This window comes from Variovorax sp. LjRoot130 (assembly GCF_964253755.1).
Lineage (GTDB): Bacteria > Pseudomonadota > Gammaproteobacteria > Burkholderiales > Burkholderiaceae_C > Variovorax.
This window is the reverse complement of the sequence record NZ_CAXURM020000001.1, coordinates 5980518-5993056: the sequence shown is the minus strand read 5'-3', so window position 1 is coordinate 5993056 and position 12539 is coordinate 5980518. Positions and strand designations below refer to the sequence as shown.

Here is a 12539-nt window from a genome sequence, read left to right as displayed (position 1 = left end):
GGGTGCTCTGAAATGTGGTGTGTCCCTCGGCCATTTTTCGTTTTGTGTTTGTGGATAGTCGCACCCGTGATGGGTCGTCGATTCTAACTTGTCAAAACCTTATCCACACCGTTGCGGCGAGCACGAAAACGGCGTGAAAGCGGCCTCGGATTGTTGTTCGGCAGAATGTTTGCGATAATCGCGGGTTTCCCTGAAAACCTCTTTGTGTGTTTCGGGGTATGAGCTGCGACTAGCAGCACTTTGCAGCACCACCCCGGACCCCTGGATCGGAAAACCGGCCTCCGGGTCAAGCAGGAAAACCATCATGAAACGCACTTACCAAGCATCCAAAGTCCGCCGCGCCCGTACCCACGGCTTCCTGGTCCGCATGAAGACCCGCGGCGGCCGCGCCGTCATCAACGCGCGCCGCGCCAAGGGCCGCAAGCGCCTCGCCGTCTAACGGCGACTGTAGTTACCGTTGCCAGTCGTAGCGCTGCCGCCGTCATCGTCCGTCGGCGCTTTGCGCTTGGCTCCCATGCAGCGGCTCAAGACCCGCGCGCAATTCCAGGCCGTCCTCGCAGGTGCTACCGTGGCGCGCACCGCCCACTTCGCATTGCACCGTTGCGCGCTCGATGCGCAGCCGGGTGCCGCGCCACTGTTTGAAACGCAGGACGTCTGGCTCGGCGCAATGGTCCCCAAACGCTGGGCCCGCCGTGCGGTCACCCGCAACGCCATCAAGCGCCAGATCTATCAAGTGAGCGCCGCCTCCGAAGCTTTCTTGCCGCCCGCGGCGCATGTCGTGCGCCTGCGTTCTGCTTTCGATCGCAAGGAATTCGTGAGCGCGACCTCCGACAAGCTCAAGGCCGCCGTCCGCGCCGAGCTCCAGCAATTGCTGGAGCGGGCCGCCGCGGCGCGCGCATGATGCGGCGCCTGTTGATCGGCCTCGTGAAGGCCTATCGCCTGTTGCTGAGCCCGTGGCTTGGGTCATCCTGCCGCTTCGAACCCACCTGTTCCGTCTACGCCATCGAGGCGCTCGAGCAGCACGGCGCAGCCGCCGGCAGCTATCTCACCCTGCGCCGCCTCGTCCGCTGCCAGCCCTGGTGCCAGGGCGGCCACGATCCGGTTCCCCCCAAGGCGCAGCGCCAGACCCCGGCTTCGGGCTCGCTGTTCTCCTTTCTCTCTTCCGACGACAAGAAGTCTTCTTCATGAACGATATCCGCCGCACCATCCTGTGGGTGATTTTTGGCTTCTCGCTGGTGCTGCTGTGGGACCAATGGCAGGTCTACAACGGCAAGAACCCCACCTTCCTGCCGTCGACCAAGCCTCCCGTGAGTGCGACGGCACCGGCAGCCCCGCCCGCCGGCGCGGCTTCCGGTGCGGTGCCGCCGGCCAGCGTTGCGGCGGCCGGCAGCAACAGCACCGGCGCCGCAGCCGTTCCGGGCGGCACGACGACGGCGCCTGCGGCGGGCGAGAAAGTCGTGGTCAGCACCGACGTGCTCAAGCTGACCTTCGATACCGAAGGAGGCTCGCTGGCGCAGAGCGAGTTCATCCAGCACGACGACCTGACGGAGAAGGACAAGCCTTTCGTCCTGCTCGACCAGAGTCCGAACCGCTTCTATGTGGCGCAGACCGGCCTGATCGGCGGCGCCTTCCCCACGCACAAGACACCGATGGCCTTCACCGGCGAGCGCGCGCTGAAGGACGGCGCCAATGAACTGGTGCTGCGCTTCGAATCGCCCGACCTGGGCGGCGTCAAGCTGATCAAGACCTGGACGCTCAAGCGCGGCGCCTACGACATGACCGTGCGCCACGAGATCGTCAACACCGGCACGGCGCCGGTGTCGCCGCAGCTCTATCTGCAGCTCGTGCGCGACGGCAACAAGCCGCCGGGCGAGTCGTCCTTCTATTCGACCTTCACCGGTCCGGCCGTCTATACCGAGGCCAAGAAGTTCCAGAAGATCGAGTTCAAGGACATCGAGAACAACAAGGCCGACTTCGTGAAGGAGTCGACTAACGGCTACGTGGCGATGGTGCAGCACTACTTCGCCAGCGCCTGGCTGCTGAAGGACGGCGTCCAGCGCGACCTGTTCGCGCGCAAGGTCGACACCAACCTTTACGCGGTCGGCATGATCACTTCGGCCGGCCCGGTCGCGCCGGGCGCCAGCAAGGCGATCGACGCTGACTTCTTCGTTGGTCCACAGGCCGAGAAGACGCTCGAGGCCGTCGCGCCGGGGCTGGAGCTGGTCAAGGACTACGGCATCTTCACGATCATTTCCAAGCCGCTCTACTGGCTGCTCGACAAGCTGCACGGCATGCTCGGCAACTGGGGCTGGGCGATCGTTGCGCTGGTGGTGCTGCTCAAGGCCGCGTTCTACTGGCTCAACGCCAAGGCCTACGCCAGCATGGCGAAGATGAAGGCCATCAATCCCAAGATCATGGAAATGCGCGAGCGGCTCAAGGACAAGCCGCAGGAGATGCAGCAGGAGATGATGCGCATCTATCGCGAGGAAAAGGTCAACCCGATGGGCGGCTGCTTCCCGATCGTGGTCCAGATCCCGGTGTTCATCGCGCTCTACTGGGTGCTGCTGTCCTCGGTCGAGATGCGCCACGCGCCGTGGATCGGCTGGATCCACGACCTGTCGGCACCCGACCCTTGGTTCATCCTGCCGATCGTGATGACCGCGACCTCGCTGTTCCAGACCTGGCTCAACCCGACGCCGCCCGATCCGATGCAGGCCAAGCTGATGTGGATCATGCCGTTGGCGTTCAGCGTGATGTTCATCTTCTTCCCGGCCGGCCTGGTGCTGTACTGGATCACGAACAACGTGCTGTCGATCGCGCAGCAGTGGTTCATCAACAAGCGCCTGGGCGTGCTGGGCAAATAGCCGCTGCCGAGCGCCGATTTCGAACAAGGGCCGCGGAAGCGGCCCTTTTTGCTGAAAGAATCCTCACCCATGCTTGCGCGCACCACCGATCCGATCGTCGCCGTCGCCACGGCTTCGGGCCGCGGCGCGGTCGGCATCGTTCGCGTGTCCGGCGCACGGGTGGCGCCATTGATCGAGGCCGTCTGCGCGAGAAGCCTCAAGCCGCGCGAAGCCACCTACCTGCCCTTCCGCGATGCCGGCGGCGCGGCCATCGATCACGGGCTGGCCATCCACTTTCCGGCACCGCACTCCTTCACCGGCGAAGACGTGCTCGAACTGCAGGCACATGGCGGGCCGGTGGTGCTGCAACTGCTGCTCGCGCGCTGCCTGGAAGCCGCCACCGAAACCGATCCCGCGACTGGCCGGCCGCGGCTGGCGGGCCTGCGGGTCGCCGAGCCGGGCGAGTTCAGCCAGCGCGCCTTCCTCAATGGAAAGATCGACCTGGCGCAGGCCGAGGCCATCGCCGATCTGATCGATGCGAGCACCGAGGCGGCGGCGCGCAGTGCGGGTCGCTCGCTCTCGGGCGCGTTCTCGATGGAGATCCATGCGCTGCGCGATGCGTTGATCCGCCTGCGCATGCTGGTCGAGGCGACGCTCGATTTTCCCGAGGAAGAAATCGACTTCCTGCAGAAGGCCGATGCCCAGGGCCAGCTGGTGTCGCTGCAGACGCAGCTGAGCGCGGTCCAGCAGCGTGCGCGCCAGGGTGCGCTGCTGCGCGAAGGGATCAAGGTCGTGATCGCGGGTCAGCCTAACGCGGGCAAGAGTTCGTTGCTCAACGCGCTGGCCGGAGCTGAGCTCGCCATCGTGAGCCCGATTCCGGGCACCACGCGCGACGTGGTATCGCAGACCATCCAGATCCAGGGCGTGCCGCTGCACGTGGTCGATACGGCAGGCCTGCGCGACAGCGCCGACGAGGTCGAGCAGATCGGCGTCGCGCGCGCGTGGGGGCAGATCGAGGGTGCCGATGCCGTGCTCTTCCTGCATGACCTGACGCGCGCCGAGCGGCCGGAATACGCGGAGGCGGACGCCGAGATCATGCGCCTGCTGAGCGAGAAGCTGCCTGCGAGCGTGCCGGTGCTCGATGTATGGAGCAAGCAGGACGCGGCGCCTTCGGCCGCAGCGCATACCGGCATCAGCCTTTCTGCCAGGACAGGGTTCGGCATCGAGACGCTCAGGCGCCGCCTGCTCGAGGTCGCGGGTTGGCAAGCCGTGCCTGAAGGCGTCTACCTCGCTCGGGCACGCCATGTGCAAGCGCTGTCGCGGGTCGAAGAACATATCGCCGTGGCGGCCGAGCATCTGGCGGCGCGCGCGCAGGCGCTGGATCTTCTGGCCGAAGAGCTGCGTCTTGCGCAGAATGCGCTCAACGAAATCACTGGGGAATTCGGCGCGGACGACTTGCTGGGCGTGATTTTTTCCCGGTTTTGTATCGGAAAGTAGACGAAAAGTGTTAGTGCTTGTGACTTCTGTCACCACAAATTAGAGCGATCGCAGATACTCCAGGACGCACAGCAGGGTTTGCAACATGTCATCGAGCATTCAGGATCTTTGCCGCGCCATTGCGCAGAACACCAGTTACGACGCTTTTGCGCCGGCTTTCAACCCGCAGCAGTGGGAAACGCTGGCCAGCTATCTGCAGCCGTTCGACTTGGCCGCCGGCCAGGTGCTGATCGACCAAGGCGCCAACGATCGCACGCTCTTCTTCATCGAGAGCGGCGCGCTCAGCGTGCACCTGATCGGCGACAAGGGCCAGATGCGGCTCGCGATCCTCAATCCGGGATCGGTGGTCGGCGAAGGAGCCTTCTTCTCCAGGCTGCCGCGCTCGGCCAACGTGGTGGCCACGGGCGCCGCCCGCGTCTGGCGGCTGACGCCCATCCGCTTCTCGGAAATGTCGAATCGCCAGCCCAACCTCGCGCTGGAAATGGCATTGGCGCTCGGCGCCGTCATCGCCAGGCGGATGGTCAACCGGCCCAAGCGCGTCGCGGTGACTTGAAGCTTTTCGCATCGGAGTCGCTGTAGATGGCCGTGGTGTGCGCTTCCTGTCATACGGAAAACCGTGACGGCGCGAAATTCTGCAAGGGTTGCGGCCACAGGCTGGTCTCGCAGCCGGCGCCCGGTGCACCCGCACCCGCCGAAGAGCGTCCCTCCGGCAGTGACGGGTGGCCCATCACCGAGCGCATGCCGCTGTCGCCGGCGCCCGCGGCGGATGAAGTCACGGTCGTGATGGGCACGGCGGCCTCCTCGCCGCCGCCGCCTGCGCCCAAGGCCGCGCCCAAGCCAAAGCCTATCCCGCGACCACCACCCGCCGTGCGGGCAAGCGCGCCGAAGGCGGCGCTGCATGCAGCCGCACTCCCCGGCGCGCGCAAATCCAATGGCGTCTGGATGGGTGTCTTCGGTGTGCTGATGGTGGCCGTGCTTGCGGCAGGCGGCTGGTACGCGTACGGCCAACGAAGCGCCAGCTCGCCGCCTGCGACGCAGCAGGCCGCCGCGCCGACGCCGGTCGTCGTGCCGTCCCCCGCGCCCGCGCCTGCGCCCCCGCCTGCACCCCCGCCTGTATCCGCGCCCGTCGCCGAGGCGCCGGCGGCCGAGCCCTCACCACCGGCCGCTCCCGTTCCGCCGCCGGTGGAGCAAGCCGTGCCATCTCCGCGGGCCGAACCGGCCAAGCCCACGGTCACCGCTGCACCCAGGGCACGCAAAGCTGCGCCGGTTGCACCGGTTGCCGCGCCGCCGCCCGCTGCCGTCGCGCCTGCACCCGTCGTGGCGGCAGCACCGGTTGAACCCACTGCACCCGCGAGCCCGGAAACGGCATGCGCAGGCCAGGGCTTCTTCGGCCGTGCGCGCTGCATGGTCGCGCAGTGCGCCAAGGCCGAATACAGGGCAAGCACCCAGTGCGATGCCGTGCGGCGCCAGCAGCGGATCGACGAAGAGAAGCGCAATCCGAGCCTGCTCAACTGAAGGCCGGCCTGCGCGGGCAGTGTTCTCAGCCCTTCTGCAACATCTCGATCGCCACGGCGAGCGCGCCCGGCTTGCCCGAGAGCACCAGCGTGTCGCCGTCCGCCAGCACCGTGTCGTCGCGCGCCTCCTCGGCCTTGCCGTCGCGCCGCCGTAAGCTGGCCACCCGCACGCCCACCGCCTGCAGTGCTGCCCGATCCAGCGGCTGGCCCACCGCGCGCGCGCCGGCGGTGAGCGTGAAACTGTTGAGCCGCTCGTGGTCGAGCTCGTCGGCGTTGTCGTCGTCGGCGCCGTGGAAGTAGCCGCGCAGCAGGTTGTAGCGCGCGTCGCGCTGGTCCTGCACCACGCGGATCACGCGCCGCATGGGTACGCCGACCAGCGCCAGCGCGTGGCTTGCCAGCATCAGAGAGCCTTCGATCGCTTCGGGCACCACCTCGGTCGCGCCGGCGGCCTGCAGCTTTTCGAGATCGCGATCGTCCTGCGTGCGCACGATCACCGGCACCTGCGGCGCATGCGCGCGCGTGTTGGCCAGCACCTTGAGCGCGCCCGGCACGTCGAGATAAGTCACGACCACCGCGCTGGCGCGCGCCAGGCCGGCCGCCATCAGCGCCTGCAGCCGTGCCGCGTCGCCGAAGACCACCGAGTCGCCAGCCGCGGCGGCCTGGTGCACGCGATCCGGGTCCAGGTCCAGCGCCAAGTACGGGATGCCCTCGCGCTCCAGTACGCGCGCCAGGTTCTGCCCGCAGCGCCCATAGCCGCAGATGATCACGTGCTTCGCGGTGTTGATGGTCTTGCGCGCGATCGTCGTCATCTGCAGCGACTGCTGCAGCCAGTCGCTCGCCACCAGCTTACGCACGATGCGATTGCTGTACATGATGATGAAGGGCGTTGCGAGCATCGACAGCACCATCGACGCGAGCACCGGGTTCGCGAGCCACGACGGCAGGAGTTCCTGACCCTGCGCCAGCGTCAGCAGCACGAAACCGAACTCGCCCGCCTGCGCAAGGTAGAGCCCGGTGCGCAGCGACACGCCGGCCGTCGCCCCGAGTACGCGCGCCAGCAACGTGACCAGAATCAGCTTGAAGGCCAGCGGCAAGACGAGCAGCCCGGCGACCAGGGCCCATTGCTCCACCACGATGTGCCAGTCGAGCGACATGCCGATCGTGATGAAGAACAGCCCCAGCAGAACGTCGTGAAAGGGCCGGATGTCGGTTTCGACCTGGTGCTTGAATTCGGTTTCCGACACCAGCATGCCGGCGACGAAGGCACCCAGCGCCAGGCTCAGGCCCGCAAGCTCGGTCAGCCACGCCAAGCCCAGCGTGACGAGCAGCAGGTTGAGCATGAACAGCTCTTCACTGCGCCGGCGCGCGACGATCGTGAGCCACCAGCGCATCACGCGCGGACCGCCGTAGAGCAGCACGGCGACCAAGAAGCTGGCCTTGAGCCAGGCGAAGGCGAGCGCCTTCAGCATCGTCTCCGGCGGCGCCCCGAGCGCCGGAATCAGCACCAGCAAGGGCACCACCGCGAGATCCTGGAACAGCAGCACGCCCACCACGCGCTTGCCATGTTCGCTCTCGAGTTCGAGCCGCTCGGCCATCAGTTTCACGACTATCGCAGTGCTGCTCATTGTGAGCGCGCCCGAAAGCGCCAGCGCCGTCTGCCAGCCCAGGTGCCAGGCCGGCGGCAGCCAGGTGGCGAGCCACAACGCGCCCACGGTCGCGATCGCCATCGTCAGCATCACCTGGAGCAGCCCGAGGCCGAACACGTGCTTGCGCATGGCACGCAGCTTGGGCAGGTTGAACTCCAGCCCTATGACGAACATCAGGAAGACGACGCCGAACTCGCCCAGGTGCCGGATGCCCTCCGAGTTCTGCGCGAATGCCAGGGCGTGCGGTCCGATCAGCACGCCGGCCCCCAGGTAGCCGAGCATCGGCGGCAGCCTGAGGTACCGGCAGACGACCACGCCGATTACCGCAGCCAAGAGGTACATCAGCGTGAGATCGAACGAGGACATGGGCCGATGCTACTGAATGTGAACCCCTCAGTTCAGACTGGCGAAGCCTTGACCGATAAAATCCCGCGATGAGCTCCCGCCCCGACCTGGCCTCTGCGGCCGAACCCGACGCGATGCTCGCGCGGGCGCGCATTACTTTCGATATCGAAGCAGAAGCCGTGCTCGGCCTCAAGCAGCGCGTGGGCGCGAGCTTCGTCGACGCCGTTCGAAAAATCCTCGAAGTGCGGGGCCGCGTGGTCGTCATGGGCATGGGCAAGAGCGGCCATGTCGGCCGCAAGATCGCGGCCACGCTCGCCTCGACCGGCACGCCGGCGATGTTCGTGCATCCGGCGGAAGCGAGCCACGGCGATCTCGGCATGATCAAGGCGGTCGACCTCGTGCTCGCGATTTCGAACAGCGGCGAAGTCGAGGAGCTCACCACCATCCTGCCCGTGGTCAAGCGCCAAGGCGTGCCGCTGATCGCGATCACCGGACGGGCCGACTCGACGCTGGCGCGCCATGCCGACATCGTGCTCGACAGCGGCGTCGAGAAAGAGGCTTGCCCGCTCAATCTGGCGCCCACCGCCAGCACCACCGCGCAGATGGCGCTCGGTGACGCGCTCGCCGTCGCCTTGCTCGATGCGCGCGGCTTCGGCACCGAAGACTTCGCCCGTTCGCATCCGGGCGGCGCGCTCGGCCGCAAGCTGCTCACCCACGTGGGCGACGTCATGCGCTCCGGCGACGACGTGCCGCGCGTCGGGCCCGGCGCCAGCCTCAGCGAGATCATGCGCGAGATGAGTTCCAAGGGCCTCGGCGCGACGGCCGTGGTCGATCCCGATGGCCGCGCGATCGGCATCTTCACCGACGGCGATCTGCGCCGGCAGGTCGAGACCGGCGCGGACCTGCGCGCCATGACCGCGGCCGATGTGATGCATCGGGGCCCGCGCACGCTGCGTGCCGATGCGCTGGCGGCCGAGGCGGCCGAGCTGATGGAACAGCACCGCATCACGAGCGTGCTGGTGGTCGACGCCGGCGGCATTCTGATCGGCGCGCTCAGCATCAACGACCTGATGCGCGCGAAAGTCATTTGATGGCGCTCGAATTCAAGGCGGAGGCCTTGCTCGCCGCGCAGGACATCCGCGTCGCCTTCTTCGACGTCGACGGCGTGCTGACCGACGGCGGCGTCTACTTCAGCGAGCAGGGCGAAACCCTCAAGCGCTTCAGCATCCTCGACGGTTACGGCCTCAAGCTGCTGCGTGCCGCGGGCATCACGCCGGCGGTGATCACGGGGCGCGACTCGAAGCCGTTGCGCGTGCGCCTGCAGGCGCTGGGCATCGAGCACGTGCGCTACGGCACCGAAAACAAGCTGCCGGCCGCCGAGGCCATGCTCGCAGCGCTGGGCCTCGACTGGATGCAGACCGCCGCCATCGGCGACGACTGGCCCGACCTGCCCGTGCTGACCCGCGCCGCATTCGCCGCCGCGCCTGCCAACGCCCATGCCGAGGTGCGCGCCATCGCGCACCACGTGACCGCGGCGCGCGGCGGCGAAGGTGCGGCGCGCGAATTCTGCGACCTGCTGCTCACGGCGGGCGGCCACTACCGGCGGCTGCTGGACGGCGCACGGGGCCCGGCGGCATGAAGGCGAAGGTAGTCTGGAATCTGCTGCGGGACGGCTTCGATCGCCTCACCATCTACCTGCCGATCATCCTGACGGCCACGCTGGCTCTGGGTACCTATTGGCTGGTGCGCAACGCGCCGAAGCTGCTCGAGCCGGCGGCCAAGGAGGCGCCCAAGCACGAGCCCGACTTTTTCATGCGCGGCTTCGTGATCAAGAATTTCCTGCCGAACGGCGAATTGCGCAGCGAGCTGTTCGGCACCGAAGGCCGACACTATCCGGACAACGACACGATGGAGGTGGACCAGGTCCGGCTGCGCTCCGTTTCCCCCGAGGGACTGACGACCCGAGCGACCGCCAACCGTGGCTTGTCGAACGGCGACGGCAGCGAGATCCAGCTCTTCGGCAATGCGATCGTGGTGCGCGAGGCTGCCGTCTCGGCCGGCGGCAAGCCCATACCGCGCCTGGAATTCCGCGGCGAATTCCTGCACGCCTTCCTGGACACGGAGCGCGTCAAGTCGCACAAGCCGGTCACCCTGATACGCGGCGCCGACCAGTTCACGGCCGACTCGCTGGACTACGACAACCTGACGGGCGTCGCCAACCTGCAGGGCCGCGTGCGAGGCCTGCTGATGCCTTCGGCGGCAGCGCCCGGGGCGAAGCATTGACGCGGCTGGCTTTCATCACCGGTGCGTCGAGCGGCATCGGCCAGGCGCTGGCCGCGCGCTTCTACCAAGCTGGCTATAGCCTCGCGCTGGTGGCGCGGCGCACGGCCGAGATCGAAACCTGGGCCGGCTCCGCCAAGATCGATGCCCAGCGCTACCGGATCTACGGTGCAGACGTCGCGTGCACCGACAGCATCGTCGCAGCGGGCGCTGCCTGCATCGCGCACCAAGGTGTCCCGGATGTGGTGATCGCGAATGCCGGCATCAGTGTGGGCATCGACACCGAGGACCGCGGCGATCTCGACGTGCTCGCGCAGACATTTGCGATCAACAACGTCGGCCTGGCCGCGACCTTCCATCCCTTCATTGCCGCGATGAGGGCGCGCGGCAGCGGCCGGCTGGTCGGCATCGGCAGCGTCGCGTCGATTCGCGGCCTCCCCGGCCACGGCGCGTACTGCGCCAGCAAGGCGGGTGTGGTGGCCTACTGCGAGAGTTTGCGCGGTGAGCTGCGCGCCGGCGGCGTCAAGGTCGTCACCCTTTGCCCTGGCTACGTCGACACCCCGCTGACGCAAGGCAATCGCTACGGCATGCCCTTTCTGATGCGAGCCGACGACTTCGCCGATCGGGCCTTTCGTGCGATCGAGGCCGGCGCCAGCTACCGGGTGATTCCGTGGCAGATGGGTGTGGTCGCCAAGCTCATGCGCCTGCTGCCCAACGCCTTGTTCGACCGCGCGGTGCAGGGGCGCGGGCGCAAAAAGCGGCGTGGCGAATGAGCCTGGAGCTGTCTGTCGCATCACCATCAAAAAAGGCTCCCGAGGGAGCCTTTCTTCTGCTGCTTGTGGGGCGCGGAATTCAGTAGCCGCTGTTGCCACCGTTGCCGCCGCCACCACCGCCCCCGCCGTAGCCGCCGCGACCACCGCCGCGCGGACCGGCGCCGTACGGGCTGCGGAAACCGCCATCGCCGCCGCCACCACCACCACCGCTGCGGCCACCGCCGCCGTAACCACCGCCGCCGCCGCCGTAACCGCCACCACCGCTGCGACCGCCGCCACCACCACCGTAGCCGCCACCGCCGCCGCCATATCCGCCGCCACCACCACCGCCGTAGCCGCCGCTGCGCGGCGGACGGGCTTCCATCGGACGCGCTTCGTTCACGACGACGCTGCGGCCGCCCATGTCCTGGCCGTTCATGCCCTTGATGGCCGCTTGCGCTTCTGCATCGCTGCCCATTTCAACAAATCCGAAGCCCTTGGAACGCGGGGGGCTGGAGTCGCGCTCCATCATGACCTTGGCGCTTGCCACGGTGCCGAACTGGCTGAAGGCGTTGTGGAGATCATCGTCGCGTGCCGAATAAGGCAGGTTACCGACGTACAGTTTGTTGCCCATCAAGGGACTCCTATAAACACATCAAGAAAAGCGATGGAGTCCCGAGAGCACCACCCAAACGAAATCCGTCGAGCCGCGCGAAACTGACCGATCACCGAATCACCGCCCCGAAATCTGAAGGGAGGCTCGTGCATTATGTGTGAAATGCTTCCAGCGCAAGTAGGAATTTGCCCGCAACCGCGCCGCGCTCGAAATTTTTCGAAAGCTAGCGCACGCTTACAAGCATCCTCGGTGCTGCACTACAATCGCGCGGTCATTGGGGAGTAGCCGCCTTCCATCGCGAGAAGGGTTTGCGTCAACAGACTTGTCCTGCCCCGTGCAGGACATGGCGCAGGCAGTGTTCCACCTGGCGAGACCTTTGACCGTGCAACTTCGGATATGGCCGAAGGCGTTGCACGGTCAATTGCGTCCTCGTCCTTCGGCCCAAGGAACCCCTTTCTCGTGGAAGCTTTTCTCGTTGCGACCGGCGTGGTCGCGCTCGCCGAAATGGGCGACAAGACCCAATTGCTCTCGCTCGTGCTCGCCGCACGGTTCCGCAGGCCCTGGCCGATCGTGCTGGGGATCTTCACCGCGACCGTGCTGAACCACGCACTCGCGGGCGCGGTGGGCAACTGGGTCACGCACACGCTCGGGCCCGATGTGCTGCGCTGGATTCTGGGCGGCTCTTTCATCGCGATGGCGCTCTGGATGCTGATCCCCGACAAGCTCGACGAGGACGATATGCCGAAGGCTTCGCACTTCGGCGTGTTCGGCACCACCGTGACGGCCTTCTTTCTCGCCGAGATGGGCGACAAGACGCAGATCGCGACCGTCATGCTCGCCGCGCGTTACGTGAGCGCCTATGTCTGGGTGGTTCTGGGCACCACGTTCGGCATGATGCTGGCGAATGCGCCGGTCGTATGGCTCGGCGAGCGCATCGTGAAGCGCGTGCCGATCCGCCTGGTTCACGGCGTCTCCGCCGTGCTGTTCCTCATGCTCGGCGCTGCCGCGTTGATAGGCTGGGGCTGAGCCGCATATACTCGTCGGAC

General features: G+C 66.9%; 14 protein-coding genes and 1 riboswitch. Of the genes, 12 read left to right on the top strand and 2 right to left on the bottom strand.

What is annotated here, in order from left to right:
- Positions 1–304: 304 nt before the first annotated feature.
- From rpmH to ACSQ86_RS29610, 7 genes are all read left to right on the top strand, one after another.
- Positions 305–439, top strand: coding sequence for a 50S ribosomal protein L34 (rpmH, locus tag ACSQ86_RS29640; protein ID WP_007834827.1), 135 nt, complete (start codon positions 305–307; stop codon positions 437–439).
- A gap of 75 nt (positions 440–514) precedes the next feature.
- The gene (locus tag ACSQ86_RS29635) at positions 515–901 is read left to right on the top strand and encodes a ribonuclease P protein component (RefSeq protein WP_093107055.1); all 387 of its coding nucleotides are present in this window, start codon (positions 515–517) and stop codon (positions 899–901) included.
- On the top strand, positions 898–1188 hold the full coding sequence (gene yidD, locus ACSQ86_RS29630) for a membrane protein insertion efficiency factor YidD (RefSeq protein ID WP_093107057.1): 291 nt from the start codon (positions 898–900) through the stop codon (positions 1186–1188). Before ACSQ86_RS29635 ends, yidD begins: the two co-directional genes overlap by 4 nt.
- Positions 1185–2864, top strand: a complete 1680-nt coding sequence (yidC, locus tag ACSQ86_RS29625; RefSeq protein WP_436306225.1) for a membrane protein insertase YidC — start codon at positions 1185–1187, stop codon at positions 2862–2864. The genes yidD and yidC overlap by 4 nt, the downstream gene beginning before the upstream one ends.
- Positions 2865–2933: 69 nt before the next feature.
- Entirely contained in the window at positions 2934–4340 is a 1407-nt protein-coding gene (gene mnmE / locus ACSQ86_RS29620) for a tRNA uridine-5-carboxymethylaminomethyl(34) synthesis GTPase MnmE (protein ID WP_436310237.1), read from the top strand.
- 85 nt (positions 4341–4425) lie between these two features.
- Positions 4426–4893: a Crp/Fnr family transcriptional regulator gene (locus ACSQ86_RS29615; RefSeq protein WP_436306223.1), complete on the top strand. Its 468-nt coding sequence runs from the start codon at positions 4426–4428 to the stop codon at positions 4891–4893.
- 26 nt (positions 4894–4919) lie between these two features.
- Positions 4920–5855, top strand: a complete 936-nt coding sequence (locus tag ACSQ86_RS29610) for a zinc ribbon domain-containing protein (RefSeq protein ID WP_436310236.1) — start codon at positions 4920–4922, stop codon at positions 5853–5855.
- Positions 5856–5880: 25 nt separating this feature from the next.
- On the opposite strand, the gene ACSQ86_RS29605 is transcribed toward ACSQ86_RS29610, so the two are convergent.
- The gene (locus tag ACSQ86_RS29605) at positions 5881–7866 is read right to left on the bottom strand and encodes a cation:proton antiporter domain-containing protein (RefSeq protein WP_436306221.1); all 1986 of its coding nucleotides are present in this window, start codon (positions 7864–7866) and stop codon (positions 5881–5883) included.
- 68 nt (positions 7867–7934) lie between these two features.
- Between ACSQ86_RS29605 and ACSQ86_RS29600 the strand changes: the two genes are divergently transcribed.
- From ACSQ86_RS29600 to ACSQ86_RS29585, 4 genes are read left to right on the top strand one after another with little or no spacing between them, the layout of a single operon-like run.
- Positions 7935–8936, top strand: coding sequence for a KpsF/GutQ family sugar-phosphate isomerase (locus tag ACSQ86_RS29600; RefSeq protein ID WP_093107070.1), 1002 nt, complete (start codon positions 7935–7937; stop codon positions 8934–8936).
- Positions 8936–9484 (top strand): KdsC family phosphatase, encoded by a 549-nt coding sequence (locus tag ACSQ86_RS29595; protein ID WP_436294837.1) that lies wholly within the window; start codon positions 8936–8938, stop codon positions 9482–9484. The genes ACSQ86_RS29600 and ACSQ86_RS29595 overlap by 1 nt, the downstream gene beginning before the upstream one ends.
- A complete protein-coding gene (gene lptC / locus ACSQ86_RS29590; RefSeq protein ID WP_436306220.1) occupies positions 9481–10128 on the top strand; it encodes an LPS export ABC transporter periplasmic protein LptC in 648 nt (215 codons plus the stop codon). Before ACSQ86_RS29595 ends, lptC begins: the two co-directional genes overlap by 4 nt.
- Positions 10125–10898 (top strand): SDR family oxidoreductase, encoded by a 774-nt coding sequence (locus tag ACSQ86_RS29585; RefSeq protein WP_436306219.1) that lies wholly within the window; start codon positions 10125–10127, stop codon positions 10896–10898. The genes lptC and ACSQ86_RS29585 overlap by 4 nt, the downstream gene beginning before the upstream one ends.
- Positions 10899–10977: 79 nt before the next feature.
- Here ACSQ86_RS29585 and ACSQ86_RS29580 read toward each other — a convergent pair whose 3' ends face one another.
- Positions 10978–11511: an RNA recognition motif domain-containing protein gene (locus ACSQ86_RS29580; protein ID WP_436306218.1), complete on the bottom strand. Its 534-nt coding sequence runs from the start codon at positions 11509–11511 to the stop codon at positions 10978–10980.
- A gap of 246 nt (positions 11512–11757) precedes the next feature.
- Positions 11758–11946: riboswitch (yybP-ykoY riboswitch) on the top strand.
- A gap of 6 nt (positions 11947–11952) precedes the next feature.
- Here ACSQ86_RS29580 and ACSQ86_RS29575 point away from each other — a divergent pair.
- Positions 11953–12519 (top strand): TMEM165/GDT1 family protein, encoded by a 567-nt coding sequence (locus tag ACSQ86_RS29575; RefSeq protein WP_436306217.1) that lies wholly within the window; start codon positions 11953–11955, stop codon positions 12517–12519.
- Positions 12520–12539: the final 20 nt, after the last annotated feature.